This is a genomic window from Natranaerofaba carboxydovora (genome assembly GCF_022539405.1).
Classification (GTDB): Bacteria; Bacillota; Natranaerobiia; order Natranaerobiales; family Natranaerofabaceae; genus Natranaerofaba; species Natranaerofaba carboxydovora.
The window spans coordinates 342566-360193 of the sequence record NZ_CP054394.1 but is presented as its reverse complement, the minus strand read 5'-3'; the positions used below and the strand labels follow the sequence as shown (position 1 = coordinate 360193).

The following is a 17628-nucleotide window of genomic DNA, read 5'->3' as shown; positions in this document are numbered from 1 at the left end:
AAAGTTACCCCTCCTTCATAAGGTTTTGGGCTGGAATTAACACTATAAAACAGGCGCCACCGAGCCCGGTTCCATCTTCATAGCTGGCTTTTGATTCTACTTTTATATTTCCTTCTAACTCTTTTGTTAATATTTCCACCTGAGTTAGTCCAATTCCTCCTGCTGCATTACCTTCATTTGTATATTTGGTAGTATAACCCGGATCAAAGATCAAATTCTCATGATTATCCAATATACCCTTACCAGAATCACAAACCCAAAACCATACAAAATCTTCTCCATTATTATCATTCTCACTGTCTTTTCCTAGTTTAGCACCTATTTCTATTACTCCTTCTTTCTCAATAGCCTCTAATGAGTTGCCAACAAGATTATTGAGAATAGAAACCATCGGGTATACTTTATAAATAATCATATCAACTTTACATTGATTTATAAAACGTACTTTTTTTTCTAAATTTTGAGCATAATAAATATTACTTCTGATAACCATGTCAATAAGTTCATTTGCAGTCAAAACAGAATAATGATTTTCATCTTTTATTACTTTTTCAAGTCCAGACAAAGTCCTTTTTATATCTTTTTTAACATCATGCACCTGTCTAGTAACATCCAAGATCATCTCTGCATACGGTGAGTCTTTTTTTAAATCACGATAAATTTTATAACCTCTTGCCATTACATTTTCTATGTTTTTTACATCTTTTTTTAACAAAAAGGCCTCTGTATATAAACCAGAGGTTAACAATGTTAATTCATCTAAGCGAATACGTTCTTGTTCATGTTTAGTCCTTTGTTGACTAACCCAAACTAGTCCAGCTATCCCAATTACCCATGCAACTCTGACAAGAGAGACCCCTAGCAAAATACCTAGAGCTCTGAAGGATAAAACATTTACATCTAGCCCATATCTAATTAGTAACTCTACCACATTAGCAAAAACATCAGATAATACCAATAAACCTCCCATTAAATAAGGAACTTTTTGGTACTGCCTTATGTTAAAAATCCAAATAAAAAAGCATAATAAAAAATAATAAAATGCCCCCGGGAATTCTTCAATAAAATAACCAAAATAATTCAGTCCCGGTTCCAAAAAAAATAAGTTCCTGGTTAAACGAAAAGTTAATATAAAAATAGAAGTAAAAATCCCAGTTAAAAGTAAGGGAACTTTATTAAATATTAAAACCACCAGCATCAATAAAATACTGGCCGGAGCGAATCTAATACTTGTCCCAACTGGAGTTATCTCTATTAATCCTGATAACCCAATTATTATTGATATAACCAAGACGTGTAGAGCCACATTTGAGTTGATACTTTTATACATTATCATGCACCAACTTTGCTGAATAATAATTTAATAGTTTAAATTTGGTCAAACAAACCTTCTTCATAATCTTTAATGTAGGGAATTTTCCCTCTCACTTTATCTACTTCAGCCAGATTAACTTCACAAATTAAAATCTCTTCTTCTTTTACAGGTGCTTGCTTTAATATTTCACCCTCGGGAGACAAAAATATACTCTTACCACATGCATTCTCACCAATGGTATTAACACCAACTACATAAAAGGAGTTGTCAAGAGCTCTGGCTGGAAGCTGAATATCCCACCTTGGCTCTGCAGTAAAACTCCAGACCGAAGGTACAAACAAAATCTGTGCACCCTGTAAGGCATTGATCCTTGGAGGCTCACTAAATTCCGCATCATAGCATATATTAATTCCTATTTTAGCTTTAGAAGTTGAATATGACATAAATTTATCTCCTCTTCTAAAGCAGTGTTTTTCATCATCCCATAAATAAAACTTACGATGCACCCCTGCAATTTCTCCGCTATCATCTATAATAACAGCTGTATTAAACATTTGCCCTGGTATTTTTGTCCGTTCAGCAAAAGGAAGTATAATCACCTGATTATTCTCTTTTGCAATATTTCTAAACTCATTTATTTCGTCAGAATTAATCTTCAAGGAAACGGGATAAATTTCCTTATGAACTAAATGATATCCAGACAAACATAGTTCAGGAAAGCACACCACAGATACTTCTTTTTGTTTTGCAATGTTTATATACTCTTTAGCAATTTCTATGTTTTTTCTCAAATCAAGCGGCTTAGATTCCATTTGACATGCCGCAATTTTCATTGTTCTTTGCAATTTATATTCCCCCTTCATTTCTACTTTAATTATTAATCCGGAGCCTAATTACGCTCCGGATTAATAATTAATGCAGAAGCAATTAATCCCTCATACCATATCAAATTTTTGATCTTCTAAAGAAAAAACAAATCCAGATTTGATTCTAGTGCAAAAAGTCATATGAACAAATTTTTGTTTTTAATTGTAATACATCTTGATGAGAAAGCAGGAGAAATAAGGACTAATGGCAGGATGTCATTAGCTAATTGAACTCAGGACGAGTTCTTAAATTAGGAATCCTTATTTCGAATGCTAGCGAATCTTAGATGTATCAATTAAAAACGCTATACTTTTGTGAATAGACTTTTTGTACCAAAATCCAGGATTTTAATTCTCTAATTCCATTGGATTTCCGCTCCAAGAGTTAACCCCAATAAACCTATCATAGTCGTTTTTGTTATCCTTAAACCTAAATATCCATACCATTACATACATAAGATTTATCTCTTCTACTACAATATCTGGAGTAAAAAAGTATTTATAGAACCTTATCACATATCTTTGGGAATGGTCAATCATATCCTTTTTGATAGCTTCTTCCTTTATAACAGGAGATAGAATCTCCATATTATCAGGACATTTTTCTTCCTTAGACCCAGGCTTTTCTGGCACCATAAATGGTTGACCAGTTATTGAATCAAAAAACCAACGGTGCAAAATCTCTCTTGGAGAAAGGGGAGGTATTCGCCTTATTGTAATAAAGCATTCTCCAAAATAAAATGGATACAATATTCTGTTCGAACTAATAATATCAACATTTATTTTTTTATTTTTAGCCCAGGCCTTTACTATTTCTTCTGCCATTTCTTTATCAACTTGACTATCTACAATATCAAGCATGTTTTCTTTAACATATTTATTCAAAGCAAGTTACCTCCCCTTCACTCTTCACTTAGGTGGAGCTAATTCTTTTTATTGATATTTCCTTTTTTAGACACTGGTTAAATCAAGTAGTTTTTCCCTTGGCAAAATTTCTGACAGGTTAACGCCTTCTTCTTTTTCTTCAATAACTTCTTCTGTTCTATTTTCTTGATGAGTTTCATCAACCAAATCTTGAACATCCTTAGGAGGTTCTTCAGTAAATAAACTCACTGCTATAGTTACTATCAAAGCCGAAGTTATTCCTGCAAATCCAGGAAAAACATAATCCCCAAGATTAAATATTGTCCAGATAATCATTACTACAAGGCCTGTTATAAGACCACTAATTGCTCCTTCTCTAGTTGCACGTTTCCACCATAAACCTAGTACTACAGGGGCAAAGAAAAGTCCAAGAGTACCCCAACCAAACCAGGAGATCCAAAGTACCGACCCTCCATCAAGAGCCATAAATAAAGCAATCAATCCCATTACAACAGTAATTATCCTTCCATAAAATAATAGTTGTTTGCCAGAAGCTTGTGGATTAATCATTTTTGCATAGACATCATTAACTATTGTAGAAGTACCCATAAGAAGCATTGAGTCTGCAGTAGACATAATAGCCGCCAAAAGTCCACCTATAAAAAGACCTGCAAAGATAGGATGAGTCGCTACAGTAAAGAATTGAATAAGGACTGTTTCTGTGTTTCCAGCTAGAGGAAGCTGGTCTGGAGTTGGGTATTGGGTACGCATATATAACGCTGCCAAAAAGGTACCAAAAAATAATATAGACTGAATAAATACAGCCAGTACCCCCGTCAAATTCAGAGTTTTTCTGCTTCTAGATGACATATAGCGAACCATCAAAGTCGGCTGACCGACCCAGCACATAATGCCATCTCCAAGAAACAAAGTGATTCCAAGAATAATAATTGAACTACTATAAAACGGAGTTATTAAAAAGTCTGGATCTGATTCAGGTATTTTGGCAAGCTCCATAGAAAATTCGCCAAATCCACCGGCAAATGAAACTGCAAAAATACCTGCAAGGGCAGCTCCTGTTACCATTAGTATTCCCTGGATAAAGTCAGTCCAAGCAATAGCCAAAAGACCTCCGAGAATGGTATATACTTTAAATACTATTGCTGCAACTACAACGCTAATTAAATAGTCCCAACCCATAAGGGTTTCAAAAGTAGAACCTGTCGCAACTAACTGTCCATTAACATACGCAAGGGCAGCAGCAAGTATAACAAGCATAGACACGACTCTTAAGATTCGTCCTTTATCTTTATCATAATATCTGTTTTCTAGTACATCAGGTATTGTAATAGAATCTGTTTTATGTGAATAAGTTCTAATCAGCTTACTTACAAGGACAAAACTTAATAAAATACCCAGGGTTGCACTTGGAACCATTGTCCAGGTAGGTTCAAAGCCTGATTCATAGACATAACCTGCAAATCCCATGGCAAGCCAACCACTCATTCCAGTTGCACTAAAAGTAAATGCTAAAACCCAGGGTCCTATATTACGACCAGCTAATAAATAATCCTCAAGGTTTTTCATCCGTTTCGCAGCCACTACCCCTAGAACCATTAATACTACAAGATATATTAATGCAAATCCGGCAATTACCGTTTGTACTTCTTCAAACATAAGTTTTCCCCTCCTTTGTTAGTTGATCACTCAAATAGCCTAGGTAGTATTAAAATACCAGTAAATAGCACCAATGTAAGCAATCGTTGCAGGTATGATAATAAATAGCCAACTTGAAAGCGGTACCATTTCAGTCGTTTCCATTTTAAAAAACACCTCCAATAATTGTTAGTTATAAAACCGTCTTTATCTCCGATGATAATATATCACCCAACCTACTTTTTCATAGTAAAACCTACAAAAACCAACAAACAAATCTTAAAAAAGTTAAATTGTTGTTATAAAAATAACCCGCCTATATTATTTAGACGGGTTAAAACTTTACTCTTTTATCTTCTTGTAAATCTTCAAATTATCTGAATCCACTCCCATTACAAGGCCACTACTAGTACCAAAAATATATCTTGCATTAGCTTTTTGGGGAACATAGCTTCTTATTAAATCTGTTAATTTTTCTTCATTCAAAGGTTTCATAAGCTCACTAATATCAACATTACCCCAAAAACAAAGCTTTTCCCCATAATTTTCAATCAATGAATCAACATCCATACCAGCAGCCCTTTCAATACACTGCATTCCATCAATCCCTGTCCCTATCAAATCATCAATAACATCTTTTAAATATCCATCAGAATGAAAAAACACATAAAACCCAAGTTCCTTGAATATCTCAACAATTTCAGCCAACCAGGGAAAGTAGTATTCTCTAAGTAATGATGGTCTTACAATAACTCCTTTATTATAAGCTATATCGTCTGCTATTATAATCCCATCTGCCCCTCTACCCTCTATATTTTCTGCCACTTTACCAAATGATTCTCTAACTTTACCTTTTAGATCCTCAAATTCTTTTGACTGCTTCATCAGGGCAATCATAAAAGCCTCAAACCCCATTTCATCAACACCCCAGCCAAACAAGCCATCTAACAATACAAATTTAAAAATATCATTTCCGGCCCACTTCTCTAGATCCTTCCAGTCTATTGAATCCTCTTTTATATCTGGGTTTATCGTAATTATATCCAGATCAAGCTCATTTACAAATTCCTTTTTTTCATCAAAAGTCACTTTATCATATTTTAAATATGATTTTATAACTTCTTCGTCTATAAGTAGCTCCCCCGTTGGTATCTTGTCACTTCCATTACCATCAATTCTATTGATAACTCTATCTTTCGACATTTTCAAATCCCTCTTTTTTGTAAAATAATTATTTAGCTTTTTACATTATAGATTTATAATTGATTTTTGTAAAATATTAAATTTTATATTTAATCTTAAATTATAATGTTTAATAAATAAAAATTTTGTAAACATTTATGCTTAAATATTGGATAAAATTTTAATAATTGTTAGCATTGTAAGTGCCAGTATTTATTTTGGCGAAAGGAGGTGCTAGCTAGTGGATGTAGCAGCACTATCTCAGCAAATGGCCCAGCAGAACCTAGCACAACAAGTAGATACACAAGTCAAAAATTTGGCAATGGAAGCTGAAGAGACCTCGGGAGAAAACATGGTTGACATGATTGAAGAAGTAGGAGAAGGAGCACAACAAGAGATGCAATCAATGGAGCCACACAAAGGAAGTAATCTAGACATGCTGGCATAATCCTTTCATTAGGACAGGTCGTTCTACAAGCGATCTGTCCTAAATTATTATTTGGAAAATATAAAAATATGCAGGAAAAGATAAACAACTGACGAATATTATTTATGTAATATATATTGTTAATAATTATAATTCTCGAATAAGGTCTTTGGAGGTGGATATTATGACTGAACCTAAGATAAATGAACAAAAATTAGACGTCTTAAAAGAGGCAGGAAATATTGGCGCGGGCAATGCAGCAACTGCCCTTTCTCATTTTCTTTCAAGTAGGATAAATATGAGTGTACCAGAAGTAGGTGTTATTAACTTTGATGAAATTGCAGATTTTTTAAAAAACTCCCAGGATAAAGTTATTGGAGTGTATCTGAAAATTGAAGGCGATGCTCCAGGCACCATAGCATTAATCCTTGACTACGTAGATGGTATAAAGCTTGTAAATGAATTAATGAAGAAGGAAGTGCCTAAAGATATATTAAATAAGGAGTTAGAAGAAATGGAGATATCTGCACTGAAGGAAACTGGTAATATCACAGCAAGCTCGTATCTCGGAGCTCTATCGATGTTAACCAAGTTGGATTTTCAACCTTCAACACCTAATATCTCCGTCGATAAAGACAATTCACTTTTAGAAACTATAACCTCTCAAGTAAAAGACGTTAGTGATCGTGTGCTTTTAATAGAAACTATTTTCAGTAACGAAAATAACAATATAGGTGGGCGTTTTTTCTTGATTCCCAGCATGGGTTCCTTCGATAAAATATTAAATTCACTGGGTATAGAATAAATCAAATACCACTTCTGTACATTACATACCCACCAATAATAACAATCAAAAACAAAAAACTTACTAAAACCCCAACTATACTACAGATCCTTCCAGCAGTGGCAAGGTTTTTACCATGTTCACCAGTTTCACCAATTTCTTTAAAACTTCTTCTACTATAAATCAAACCAGCCAAACCCAATATCCAGCCAATAAAAGGGAAAATAATTATCGATAAAACACCTAAAGTTAAAGAAATAACCGAATTAACATTTATATCTTTTTCTACATCTTCATCTTTATTTTCTGACATATAACTCACTTGTCCTTTCAAATCAATATAAAATTAATTCTATTACATGTGCTATCACACCAGCAAGCAAACAAAAAGGAACACTAAGAGATAACCTGGCGATTGCAAAACGAGGACCAAAGAAACCCAACTCATACGGAAGTCTACTAAGCCCAAGTAAGCACCAGGCAAAAATTAACGATACTACCGTTCCAAGTCCTGCCCCGGCCGCAAAAATAGAGGCTATTATGGGAAATGAAGCATAAGGACCCATTGCTAACAAGCTGCCACCTATAGTACCTAAGATCACCCCTCTAAAACCAGCCTCTCGAGCAAGCCACTGCTTAACAAATTCCTCAGGAATGATAACTTCAATCATACCTGCTAGCATAAAAGCTATTAATATTACAGGCAAAACAGCCGCCAACTGTTTTGCTCCGCTTTTTAAACCTGTTCTATGTCTGCCTTTTTTTGAATTTAAAACAATTAATACAATAGCTACTATTACAAAAAAAAGAGTAGGCAAAAGCATTAATCATCCCTCTCTTCAAAAAAAACATCTGTATTTATATCTAAGTAAATATAGCGAGACAATATACCCATAATTATTGGTACAGGGGCAGTTATTATATTTCTCAATAGTGCTATCCCTGGATTTATTAAACTTACTTCCATAGGAAGCCTGGCAAAATCATACGTTTGCTTTCCTACTATAAAGGTAAAAAAGAGATAAAAGGGAATTTTTTTCTCCTTGAAGCTAGCTAAGAATGGATAGTAAACATAAGGAGGGCCAGGAAATATACCTCCAGCAACAGAGGCTACAATTATACCTTTAAGACCGCTAAATCTTTGCAGCATCTTATTAATAACTTCTGTAGAAACTAACTGCTGAAGTTGTCCTACAACTACAAATGCAGCTAAAATAAGAGGAATAGCTTGTATTAAAGTATGTAAAGTCGCTCCCATACCTTCTATTAACAATGAAATACCGCCTGTTAGATAAGCTATTAGACTAACAAATAAGGTAGCTAACAAAACAATATATAGAGGTCCTTTCATAATTGCCTCCTTAGCTTAATATAATAATGCTATAATTAGTTAGTTAATTATAGCAAGAAAAACAAAGTGTTACAATAATTGTTCACTAACAAAGAAAAAACTCCTTTTACGGAGTTTTAGGAAATTTTTAAATTTTTTATATAAAATTACTAAATATTGAAGGGTTTTGTTATTTTTTGTTGAATGTTATAAAGGCATCTCTATTTTTGCTAATAATCTAATATTATCTAATAGTTCAAAATATATTTTATTTTTTATTAAAAAATAACTCTATTAATTTTGGTGGTGATTAAAATGGAACTTCAAAAAACTCTTGAAGATATAGAGAGAATTCGTGATGAGATAAAAGACTTAGTGCAGAACAAAGGGAGTTTCCAAAATCCTGAAGTTATACAAAAAAGCAAAGAATTAGATGTAGTTCTTAATAAATACAACGAAATCTCTAATATAAACTAAATATTTAAAACAGCATTTTTAGTTTTTTTAGATAAAAAGTTAAAATAAAAGAAAAATAATAATAAAGGTGTATTTAATGTTTAATGTTTAGGGGCTTCGATTGACCTTTTTTTGTGTCAGTAGCTGTTTCACAATTAATAACTGTTTCATTAATGATTTTCCTTGCAGTGTTTAACCTATTCTTATTGGCACTTGACATAGAACGCCCTTCCTCCAACCTATCCTTTTCTTCTTTAACGAATTCATCTACTATTTCTAGAGCTTCTAATAACTTCTTTTCTTTTTGTTTATCTTTTTCACAAATTTTTCCCCACCTCCCATTTTTTGTTGTTTTGCCGCTTGACTTTATTAACTGAATACATAGCGCTCCAGCGAGAAGTTTTATTAGTCAGAAAATTTTATTTGTATAATTTAATTCTATTTTTGTAAGATTATACCTTCTTGTCGACAAAACTATATAAAACAATACAAAAAACATCAAATTATTCTAAATTCAGTGGGCCCAAGTTCATTAAATTTTGTCTTGAGACGGATAACAATTTTCCTTCGTGATATAGTTTCCCCTCAACAACAATTATTTTCTTCCCTGCTTTTAACACTTTACCTAATGCTGTTAATTCATTTCCTATGTAAGAAGGATTAAAGTAACTGATATTCATCTCAACTGTAGAGACTTCGTACCCAATTGTTCTAGCCGCACTTCCAGATACTGTGTCTAATATAGAAAAAGCCACCCCTCCATGAGCAATCCTCATTGGATTCGCATGTTTTTCTTCAACTACTAGTTTTGCCTCACAGTAACCTTTTTTAATTTTAGTTATGTTCATATCCAAAAGCCTGTGGTAAGGTGTAGCTTGATTAAGTCTCAATATATAATCTTTTATTTCATTAGATACTGTTTCCTCTCCCATGTTCATTCCTCCTATCTATTGCTAATTTATTTTATTTTAATTATAATCTTTTAAAGGTAATTTTAATATAATAAAGAAATATAATAAACAGCAAGTTTTTAGAGCATATTAATAAATACATCGCAATAATATGGAGGAATTTGACAATGATAAACACCGCAAAATGGCTACCTTCTATCTTTACATTTATTAATCTTTCTCTTGGCTTTATTGCACTAACATTGCTTTACACAGACAACACAAGATTAGCTCTATCCATAATAATACTAGCTTTATTTTTTGATGGTATTGATGGAAGGATAGCCCGCAAACTAAACGTAACAAGCGTAGTTGGAAAAGAGCTTGATTCTTTAAGTGATTACTTTTCCTTTGGAATAGTACCTACTTATTTTTATCTAGTGAGTCCAGGGGAACTAAGCATTCCCTACTACATTCCATCGATAATCTTTTTGCTATTTGGCACTTATCATATAGCTAAATACAATGCAATGTTTTTATACGGCTCTGCAAAGGAAGAATTTCCTGGACTACCAATCAATGTTGCCGGAATAATCGTGGCACTAATCAGTTATTTAGGGGTATTTCCATTCTTTTTGGAGTTTATAGTAATCATAGTTTTAGGGTACCTAACGATTACCGACATACCCTATCCTTCGTTAAAAAATTATCGACCAGGCAAAGTATATCATTTATTAATCCCTATCGTGGCAATGATTATCTTTATAGCATTTCCCTATTTAACCCTAGCTGTTTTAAGCCTTTATGTTATCTATGGATTGGTAAATATGTTCATTGATTTTGACAATCTTAAAGAATTAAAGAAGTACAATATCTAATTAATTGTGCTTCTTTAATTTTAATTCCTTAGTCAATTCCTCTGAAATTAAGCTTATATAGCCTCAAAAATTACACTATCTTTTTCTTTTGACTCCTTTATAATCACTTTCTCTTTCTCCTCTTTTAATTTATGTACCTGTTTATTAATTTTTAGATAGACCCCTTCTGCAGCTTTTTCAAGCACTTCGATTTTGCAGTCTATCATCTTTTCTCTATCAATTTCTTCTTCTACTATTCCAAGGTCCTTTTGATAAGCTTTTAAAAGATCTTCTAAATCTTTTCTTTTTTGCATTATTTCTTCGTCATTAGAAAAACCATCTTTACTCTCAAGATCTTTCAGGTATTCTTTAATATTATTGATGTTCTTTTGTATATAATCATGCCTTCTTTTTAACTTGGGAGAAACCCCAATTTCTACTTCAATGTTAGCCCCCATTTCACCACCAAGATTTTTTACTTTTATTTCGTATCCGGCTTTTAAAAACCCACCTACAACCAAGCCCTTCTTACCTTCATAGCAGTATATATTTTCAGCTTCAACATGACTATGCATAATAGCATCTGTAACATGTAAATCCCCGTCTACAAAAACCTCTGCGTTTTCGATAAATTTACATATCAGGTTGTTATTACAGTTAATTGAGCTTTTACTCTCACCTACAATTCCCTGTTTAATAAAAACATCTCCACCAGCTTCAATTATACAAGAAGAAGCAGTTCCATGTATCTCAACATCACCTTCTGCTTTAACCTTCATACCTTCCCTTACATCACCTTTAATTACAACTCCGCCTACCACATCTAGATTGCCAGTGGTCAGATCAAGGTTTTTCTCTAATACATAAACCTCATATACATTAACATATCCTTCTTCGTCCATTACAACCTGACCACTTTTTTCTGCTATTAACTGATTTTCTTCAATAGTCGCATTTGTCCCTGCTAACAGCTGTACATCTTCACCATCTTCAGCTTCTATAGTATTGCCAAACAAATCTTCTCCACTTATCCCCTCGCCAGGGGGAATTCTCTTAGCCAATACCTGGCCTGACCTTACATTGTTTACGTTTTTAATATTATAATGATCTACACTACCATCTTCGTTTTCAACTGGCTTTTTTTCTTTTGCCGAATAATAATACTCTATTTCCCCATCTTTACCCTTTTGAGGTTTTATACCTTCAGCTATTTTTATAAAATCACCTTCACTTCCTCTATCTGCTAACTTTTCTACCAAACCAACATCTATTCTGTCTACAGGCATCCCTTGATTTTTTATGTATTCTATTACATCAGAAGGATTTATATATTCTCCTTCTCCCTTTGGCTTCTCAACTTTTAATAATACCTCCATGTTATCCTCGCTAATTTCAACTTCATAACTTCCATCTTCTTTCACTTTTTTAAGTGTTTCAGTTATATCTGTTGGATCACTATTTTTTAGTTCAATAACATTATTGATCTTATACTTTTTTTCTACTTCGTACTCTTTTGCTTTTAATGCCCTCTCTATATCTTTAAATGTAACGTTCTCGCCTCTCGTTCCTGCAGGAGTAACTGTCAACAATACACGGCCATCATCAGTTTCTTCTATTTTGAAATCTCCATCTTTATATCTTGCATCCTTGTCTCTGTCTCTTCTAACTTTTACTATCCAGGGGGAGTATGTAAAGAGCCCTGTTTTTTCTTTTTCCTGAACTATTTCATATTCAAGGTTCTCTTTTTTAGTTTTAAAGTCCCTGGCAGCTTGCTCCATTAATTTGTCAAAATCTTTACCAGTATACTTTCTAACTTCAGGCACTATCAAATCACCTCTTTGATTAACCCAGCACTACCCATTCTAAAATATATAGTACAAAAAGTTAAAATAATAAAAATACAATAAGCAGAAAAACAGAATATTAATGATAGTTAAAGTATAACAATTTATTAGAAATTTGCATAGTAAAATAAAATTTTACAATATCAAAAAAAGCCTCCCAACTTTTATTATCAGGAGGCCATTTTAATTAAAACCTAAAGCTTATTTCTTTCAAAATATTTAGTATGAAGTAATTCATGGGATTTGTGCCCTAGTGGTTTTTCTAGAAAGTCGCGATAAAGTTCTTTAACAGCTGGATTTTCATGGGACTTTCTAATAGTTTGTTTCTCATCAACTTGATAGATGGCTTTAATTCTTGATTCCAATACATCTTTGTTAGATGGTATAGGCTGCCCTCCACCTCCAATACACCCTCCAGGGCAAGCCATAATCTCAATAAAATCATATTCACACCTACCATTTCTTAACTCATCTAAGACAGTACGTGCATTTTTTAAGCCGTTTATAACAGCTACTTTCACTTCCATATCACCAAGTTTTGTATTAGCTTCTTTTATCCCATTTAATCCCCTCACCGGCTCAAATTCCATCGAAGGCAGTTCTTCTTCATTAACCAGCTCATACACAGTACGAAGGGCTGCTTCACACACTCCACCTGTTGCCCCAAAGATAGTTGCCGCTCCCGTTTGTATACCAAGGGGGTTATCATATACTCCTTCTTCTAATCCCCAAAAGTCTATTCCTGCCTCTTTAATCATACGAGATAACTCTCTAGTTGTAAGTACAGCATCCACGTCCCGTAGACCCTTATTTTCCATCTCAGGCCTTTTTGCCTCAAACTTCTTAGCTGTACAGGGCATTACAGAAACCACAAATACACTCTCTGGGTCAATACCTTTTTTCCCCGGGTAATAAGATTTGGCCAAAGCCCCAAAAGCCTGCTGAGGTGATTTAGAAGTCGAGACATAATCCAATAGATCGGGATAAAAGTGCTCTATAAATTTTATCCATCCAGGGCTGCAGGATGTTATTAACGGAAGAGGTCCTTTTTTGTTAATGCGATCTAAAAGTTCATGTCCTTCTTCCATAATGACCACATCGGCAGTAAATTCTGTACTAAACACCCGGTCAAAACCAAGCTTTCTTAGAGAAGATATCATTTTCCCCGTCACAGAAATTCCAGGAGAAGCTCCTAACTCCTCTCCCAAACTCACTTGAACTGCAGGTGCTGTCTGAACTATTACATGTTTTTGGGGGTCGTATATAGCTTCCCAAACATCATTTATTGAAGTGCTTTCATATATTGCTCCCACAGGACAGTAAGCTGCACACTGGCCGCACTGCACACAAACACTGTCAGCCAGGTTTATCCCCGGGGGTGTGCCGACTTCTGTTTCAAAACCCCGTTTCAAAAATCCAAGGGCATCCACGCTTTGTATTTCACTGCATACGTTAATACATCGTCCACAGTGAATGCACTTCTCCGGCTCTCTTGTTATACCGGCACTACTATCATCTACAGGCAGCTCACGCTTTCTTCCTGCATAGATACTTTCTTCCACACCCATTTGATGGGCAAGTTCTTGAAGCTCACAGTTAAGATTGCGCCAGCAGCTGGTACATTTTAGAGGGTGGTTAGCCAAAATTAACTCCAAATTTGTCTTTCTTGTATCCTTTGCCAGCTTTGATTTTGTTTTGATCTCCATATTATCTTCAACCTGGGTTGCACATGCAGCAGTTAGTTTGCTGCTATCTCCTAGCTGAACGACGCATATCCTACATCCTGCCTCAGGTTCTAACGCCGGATGATAACACAGTGTGGGTATTTTTATCCCTATTTTCTCTGCAGCTTCTAAAACAGTAGCACCTCTATCAACCTTTACTTCTTCCCCATCTATTTTTAAAGTAACCTGTTCCATTCGAATCACTCTCCTCCTAAGTTATTCTATAATAATTGCATTAAACGGACATTCGTCTATGCAAGCACCGCATTTGACACATTTTTCCATGTCAATATAGTGAGGCTGTCTTTTTTCTCCGACAATAGCTTCAGAAGGACAAACCTTAACACATGCTCTACATCCGACACACGCCTCACTGTCAATCAAGTAATAGAATAACTCCTCACAAACTCCAGCGGGGCATTTTTTGTCAACAACATGGGTTTCATATTCATCCCTAAAATGTTTGATCGTACTTAATACTGGATTTGGTGCAGTCTGACCAAGACCACATAGAGCACTTGCTTTTATCTTTTCGCCAAGAGACTCCAGCCTCTTTATGTCTTCTTCTTCTCCTTTTCCTTCACAGACTTTTTCCAAAAGTTCTAGAAGGCGCATATTACCTTCTCTACAGGGAGTACATTTACCACAGGATTCATTACAGGTAAAGGTAAGAAAGTATTTAGCCACATCAACCATACAGGAAGTTTCATCCATCACTACAAGACCACCTGAACCCATTATAGCCCCTTCTGAGGTTAGCGAATCATAATCCACAGGCAGATCAATCAACCTCTCCGGCAAACACCCTCCTGAAGGCCCTCCAATCTGGGCGGCTTTAAACTTCTTGTCATCAAGAATTCCACCACCAACTTCATAAACTATCTCTCTCACTGTAATACCCATAGGAACTTCAACTAAACCGGTATTGTTTAGCTTACCTGTCAGGGCAAAAACTTTAGTACCTTTGCTTTTTTCTGTACCCGTGCCTGCGTATTTGTCTGCTCCCTGATTTATAATCACAGGGACGTTGGCAAAAGTCTCTACATTATTAATCGTTGTCGGCTTCCCAAATAGCCCTTTCGTCGCTGGAAAAGGAGGCCTAAACCTTGGCACTCCTCTCTGTCCTTCAATAGAAGCTATAAGTGCTGTCTCCTCACCACATACAAAAGCCCCTGCACCTTCTTTAATTTGTAATTTGAAGCTAAATCCGCTCGAAGCAATATTATCTCCCAATAATCCAAGTTCTTCTGCCTGGGCTATTGCCTGCTCAAGCCTTTCTATTGCCAGGGGATATTCTGCTCTTATATAGATATAGCCTTCACTTGCTCCAATAGCATACCCAGCTATAATCATACCTTCTATCACTTTATGTGGGTCTCCCTCTAAGAGACTTCTATCCATAAAAGCTCCAGGGTCTCCCTCATCAGCATTACAGATAATATATTTTTTATCTCCAGTTGCCTCTGCACAAAAGCTCCATTTAAGACCCGTGGGAAAACCTCCACCGCCCCGGCCCCTTAAGCTAGAGTCTTTTATTTCTTTTATTACTTCTTCTGGATTCATATCTGCAAGGACTTTTTCCAAAGCCTTATATCCCCCTGAAGCAACGTATTCTTCCAGGCTATCCGGGTTAATAATCCCACAGTTACCAAGAACATTTCTAACCTGTTTGTTATAAAAATCCAACTCCTGGTATTCAGGTACCTTGTCTAGTGAATAGGGCTCTCTATAAATTAATCTGGATACCTTTCTCCCATTAATCAAATGTTCTTTAACTACTTCTTTTACATCTTCACTTTTAACTTTACTATACAAAATACCTTCAGGATATACGACTACTATAGGCCCGCTGTCACATAGCCCATGACACTCTGTTTCCATTATCTTTATTTCTTTATCCAAATTATTTTTCTTTAGCTCTTTCATAAAAGTAGCTTTTACACTATCCTCACTAGCTGATGTACATCTTTCCCCTCCACATACCAAAAGGTGCCTACTGTAATAGTTCATCTACATCTCCCCCTTATCCTTAAGCTTCTAACACTTCTAATAATTTCTAACAACTTTTATAGCGACTATTGCTTCTCATATAAGAACATTTTTTAATTCTTCTTCTGATATCTTACAAAGAACTTTGTCTTCTACTATACGACCATTTATAACGTGTTCGCCTACTATCCTAGAGATATCTCTTGGCGTCACCCTACCGTATGTCACTCTACCTTCCCCTGGGCGCATCACATCAAGAAGCACTTCATAATCACACATACCTATACACCCTGTCTGATTGACACTTATATCTTCAACTTTTCTTTTTTGCAGTTCATTCAATACCTCAGCTCTAACTTCTGCTGCCCCCGCAGCTTTGCCACAAGTACCCATGCCGATAATCACTTTAATGCCTTCGCTGTAATCCTTCGACACTGTATCTTTTGCCTTCTCTCTATATGTTTTTAGATCATCTAGAACCTGAATCTTTTTCAAAGTAAACCCCCCTATAATTTTTTTGACTAAGGTGCAAAAAGTCATATGAGCAAAGTTTTGTTTTTAATTGCAATACATCTTGATGAGGAAGCTGGAGAAATAAGGCCTAATGGCAGGATGTCATTAGCTAATTGAACTCAGGATGAGTTCTTGGATTAGGTAGTCTTATTTCGACTGCTAACGAATCTTAGATGTATCAATTAAAAACACTTTACTTATGTGAATAGACTTTTTGCACCAGAGTCAATGTTATTCATACATGGAAAGAATAAGTGGCACCCTATCAGGAGTAAGCCTGCCATGAGTTTCGTCATTAACCATTATCGCAGGAGCAAGACCACAAGCTCCTATACAGGCAACTGATTCAAGGGTAAATCTCAAGTCTTCTGTGGTCTCACCCTCATCAATCCCAATCTCTTCCTTTACCTTACCTATAATCTTTTTTATACCTCGGACATGACATGCCGTCCCCTGACAAATCCTAATAATGTTTCTACCCCTGGGCTTAAGATAAAACTGAGAATAAAAAGTCACCACACCATACACCCTGCTTAGCGACAGATCAAGTGCCTCTGCTACCCGAACTATAACTTCGTGCGGCAGATACCCGTATAGGTCCTGTGCTTTTTGAAGTACAGTTATCAAAGACTCTTCTCTTCCCTTATATTTCTCTAATATCAATTCAAGTTTATGGTTTGTTGTTGACATTGTTTTGCTATCCATATATAGCAAGCCCCCTTGTTAGAATTGTTGTAATCTTTTCACTTATTAATTAAATTGCAAAAATTATACCAACTCAGAATATTGTTAAAAGCCCTGTTTTGCTGTTTTATATCCTGTTTGTTGTAGAAAAAACGCTACACTGTGTTGTGCCTACACTACATATTTGTTTAGTTAGCCTGGCATAAATAATAAAATTGTTTTATAATGGAAGCCAAGTATTATTTTG

At 35.1% G+C, this 17628-nt stretch carries 18 protein-coding genes; 4 read left to right on the top strand and 14 right to left on the bottom strand.

The genetic code is table 11. The features are described from left to right. Positions 1 to 4: 4 nt before the first annotated feature. The 5 genes from ACONDI_RS01620 to ACONDI_RS01600 all read right to left on the bottom strand — a co-directional run bounded on the left by ACONDI_RS01620 (position 5) and on the right by ACONDI_RS01600 (position 5904). Positions 5 to 1330, bottom strand: coding sequence for a sensor histidine kinase (locus ACONDI_RS01620; protein ID WP_241079757.1), 1326 nt, complete (start codon positions 1328 to 1330; stop codon positions 5 to 7). A gap of 38 nt (positions 1331 to 1368) precedes the next feature. Beyond that, complete coding sequence (locus ACONDI_RS01615) at positions 1369 to 2160, bottom strand: carbon-nitrogen hydrolase family protein (protein ID WP_241079756.1); 792 nt, start codon at positions 2158 to 2160, stop codon at positions 1369 to 1371. A gap of 369 nt (positions 2161 to 2529) precedes the next feature. After that, positions 2530 to 3066, bottom strand: coding sequence for a hypothetical protein (locus ACONDI_RS01610; RefSeq protein WP_241079755.1), 537 nt, complete (start codon positions 3064 to 3066; stop codon positions 2530 to 2532). A gap of 66 nt (positions 3067 to 3132) precedes the next feature. After that, on the bottom strand, positions 3133 to 4722 hold the full coding sequence (locus ACONDI_RS01605) for a sodium/proline symporter (RefSeq protein WP_241079754.1): 1590 nt from the start codon (positions 4720 to 4722) through the stop codon (positions 3133 to 3135). A 321-nt stretch (positions 4723 to 5043) separates the two neighbouring features. Beyond that, the gene (locus tag ACONDI_RS01600; protein ID WP_241079753.1) at positions 5044 to 5904 is read right to left on the bottom strand and encodes a uroporphyrinogen decarboxylase family protein; all 861 of its coding nucleotides are present in this window, start codon (positions 5902 to 5904) and stop codon (positions 5044 to 5046) included. A 220-nt stretch (positions 5905 to 6124) separates the two neighbouring features. Between ACONDI_RS01600 and ACONDI_RS01595 the strand changes: the two genes are divergently transcribed. Both ACONDI_RS01595 and ACONDI_RS01590 read left to right on the top strand, forming a co-directional pair. Further along, positions 6125 to 6331, top strand: a complete 207-nt coding sequence (locus tag ACONDI_RS01595; RefSeq protein WP_241079752.1) for a YjfB family protein — start codon at positions 6125 to 6127, stop codon at positions 6329 to 6331. Positions 6332 to 6494: 163 nt separating this feature from the next. Continuing rightward, positions 6495 to 7115, top strand: a complete 621-nt coding sequence (locus tag ACONDI_RS01590) for a chemotaxis protein CheC (RefSeq protein ID WP_241079751.1) — start codon at positions 6495 to 6497, stop codon at positions 7113 to 7115. A 1-nt stretch (position 7116) separates the two neighbouring features. Here ACONDI_RS01590 and ACONDI_RS01585 read toward each other — a convergent pair whose 3' ends face one another. The 3 genes from ACONDI_RS01585 to ACONDI_RS01575 are packed head-to-tail and all read right to left on the bottom strand — an operon-like array spanning position 7117 to position 8445. Continuing rightward, complete coding sequence (locus tag ACONDI_RS01585) at positions 7117 to 7407, bottom strand: DUF4190 domain-containing protein (RefSeq protein WP_241079750.1); 291 nt, start codon at positions 7405 to 7407, stop codon at positions 7117 to 7119. Positions 7408 to 7429: 22 nt separating this feature from the next. Beyond that, complete coding sequence (locus tag ACONDI_RS01580; RefSeq protein ID WP_241079749.1) at positions 7430 to 7918, bottom strand: permease; 489 nt, start codon at positions 7916 to 7918, stop codon at positions 7430 to 7432. After that, on the bottom strand, positions 7918 to 8445 hold the full coding sequence (locus tag ACONDI_RS01575; protein ID WP_241079748.1) for a permease: 528 nt from the start codon (positions 8443 to 8445) through the stop codon (positions 7918 to 7920). Before ACONDI_RS01575 ends, ACONDI_RS01580 begins: the two co-directional genes overlap by 1 nt. A 294-nt stretch (positions 8446 to 8739) precedes the next feature. On the opposite strand from ACONDI_RS01575, the gene ACONDI_RS01570 reads away from it, so the two are divergent. Continuing rightward, positions 8740 to 8901: an aspartyl-phosphate phosphatase Spo0E family protein gene (locus tag ACONDI_RS01570; protein WP_241079747.1), complete on the top strand. Its 162-nt coding sequence runs from the start codon at positions 8740 to 8742 to the stop codon at positions 8899 to 8901. Positions 8902 to 9383: 482 nt separating this feature from the next. Here ACONDI_RS01570 and ACONDI_RS01565 read toward each other — a convergent pair whose 3' ends face one another. Continuing rightward, entirely contained in the window at positions 9384 to 9812 is a 429-nt protein-coding gene (locus ACONDI_RS01565) for a PaaI family thioesterase (protein ID WP_241079746.1), read from the bottom strand. A 146-nt stretch (positions 9813 to 9958) separates the two neighbouring features. On the opposite strand from ACONDI_RS01565, the gene ACONDI_RS01560 reads away from it, so the two are divergent. After that, the gene (locus ACONDI_RS01560) at positions 9959 to 10648 is read left to right on the top strand and encodes a CDP-alcohol phosphatidyltransferase family protein (RefSeq protein WP_241079745.1); all 690 of its coding nucleotides are present in this window, start codon (positions 9959 to 9961) and stop codon (positions 10646 to 10648) included. 53 nt (positions 10649 to 10701) lie between these two features. Here ACONDI_RS01560 and ACONDI_RS01555 read toward each other — a convergent pair whose 3' ends face one another. The 5 genes from ACONDI_RS01555 to nuoE form a co-directional block, all read right to left on the bottom strand. Continuing rightward, positions 10702 to 12450, bottom strand: a complete 1749-nt coding sequence (locus ACONDI_RS01555; protein ID WP_241079744.1) for a FapA family protein — start codon at positions 12448 to 12450, stop codon at positions 10702 to 10704. Positions 12451 to 12665: 215 nt separating this feature from the next. Beyond that, on the bottom strand, positions 12666 to 14390 hold the full coding sequence (locus ACONDI_RS01550; RefSeq protein ID WP_241079743.1) for an NADH-dependent [FeFe] hydrogenase, group A6: 1725 nt from the start codon (positions 14388 to 14390) through the stop codon (positions 12666 to 12668). Between the two features lie 21 nt (positions 14391 to 14411). Next, positions 14412 to 16205: an NADH-quinone oxidoreductase subunit NuoF gene (nuoF, locus tag ACONDI_RS01540; protein WP_277397800.1), complete on the bottom strand. Its 1794-nt coding sequence runs from the start codon at positions 16203 to 16205 to the stop codon at positions 14412 to 14414. Between the two features lie 75 nt (positions 16206 to 16280). Continuing rightward, entirely contained in the window at positions 16281 to 16679 is a 399-nt protein-coding gene (locus tag ACONDI_RS01530) for a (2Fe-2S) ferredoxin domain-containing protein (protein WP_241079742.1), read from the bottom strand. A 249-nt stretch (positions 16680 to 16928) separates the two neighbouring features. Then, complete coding sequence (gene nuoE / locus ACONDI_RS01525) at positions 16929 to 17402, bottom strand: NADH-quinone oxidoreductase subunit NuoE (protein WP_241079741.1); 474 nt, start codon at positions 17400 to 17402, stop codon at positions 16929 to 16931. Positions 17403 to 17628: the final 226 nt, after the last annotated feature.

What these genes read in the sequence shown, in the direction of transcription:
- nuoF (WP_277397800.1), bottom strand. Translation starts at nt 16,205, where the DNA reads ATGAACTATTACAGTAGGCACCTTTTGGTATGTGGAGGGGAAAGATGT.
- ACONDI_RS01600 (WP_241079753.1), bottom strand. Translation starts at nt 5,904, where the DNA reads ATGTCGAAAGATAGAGTTATCAATAGAATTGATGGTAATGGAAGTGAC.
- ACONDI_RS01590 (WP_241079751.1), top strand. Translation starts at nt 6,495, where the DNA reads ATGACTGAACCTAAGATAAATGAACAAAAATTAGACGTCTTAAAAGAG.
- ACONDI_RS01550 (WP_241079743.1), bottom strand. Translation starts at nt 14,390, where the DNA reads ATGGAACAGGTTACTTTAAAAATAGATGGGGAAGAAGTAAAGGTTGAT.
- ACONDI_RS01620 (WP_241079757.1), bottom strand. Translation starts at nt 1,330, where the DNA reads ATGTATAAAAGTATCAACTCAAATGTGGCTCTACACGTCTTGGTTATA.
- nuoE (WP_241079741.1), bottom strand. Translation starts at nt 17,402, where the DNA reads ATGGATAGCAAAACAATGTCAACAACAAACCATAAACTTGAATTGATA.
- ACONDI_RS01575 (WP_241079748.1), bottom strand. Translation starts at nt 8,445, where the DNA reads ATGAAAGGACCTCTATATATTGTTTTGTTAGCTACCTTATTTGTTAGT.
- ACONDI_RS01585 (WP_241079750.1), bottom strand. Translation starts at nt 7,407, where the DNA reads ATGTCAGAAAATAAAGATGAAGATGTAGAAAAAGATATAAATGTTAAT.
- ACONDI_RS01560 (WP_241079745.1), top strand. Translation starts at nt 9,959, where the DNA reads ATGATAAACACCGCAAAATGGCTACCTTCTATCTTTACATTTATTAAT.
- ACONDI_RS01565 (WP_241079746.1), bottom strand. Translation starts at nt 9,812, where the DNA reads ATGGGAGAGGAAACAGTATCTAATGAAATAAAAGATTATATATTGAGA.
- ACONDI_RS01570 (WP_241079747.1), top strand. Translation starts at nt 8,740, where the DNA reads ATGGAACTTCAAAAAACTCTTGAAGATATAGAGAGAATTCGTGATGAG.
- ACONDI_RS01605 (WP_241079754.1), bottom strand. Translation starts at nt 4,722, where the DNA reads ATGTTTGAAGAAGTACAAACGGTAATTGCCGGATTTGCATTAATATAT.
- ACONDI_RS01580 (WP_241079749.1), bottom strand. Translation starts at nt 7,918, where the DNA reads ATGCTTTTGCCTACTCTTTTTTTTGTAATAGTAGCTATTGTATTAATT.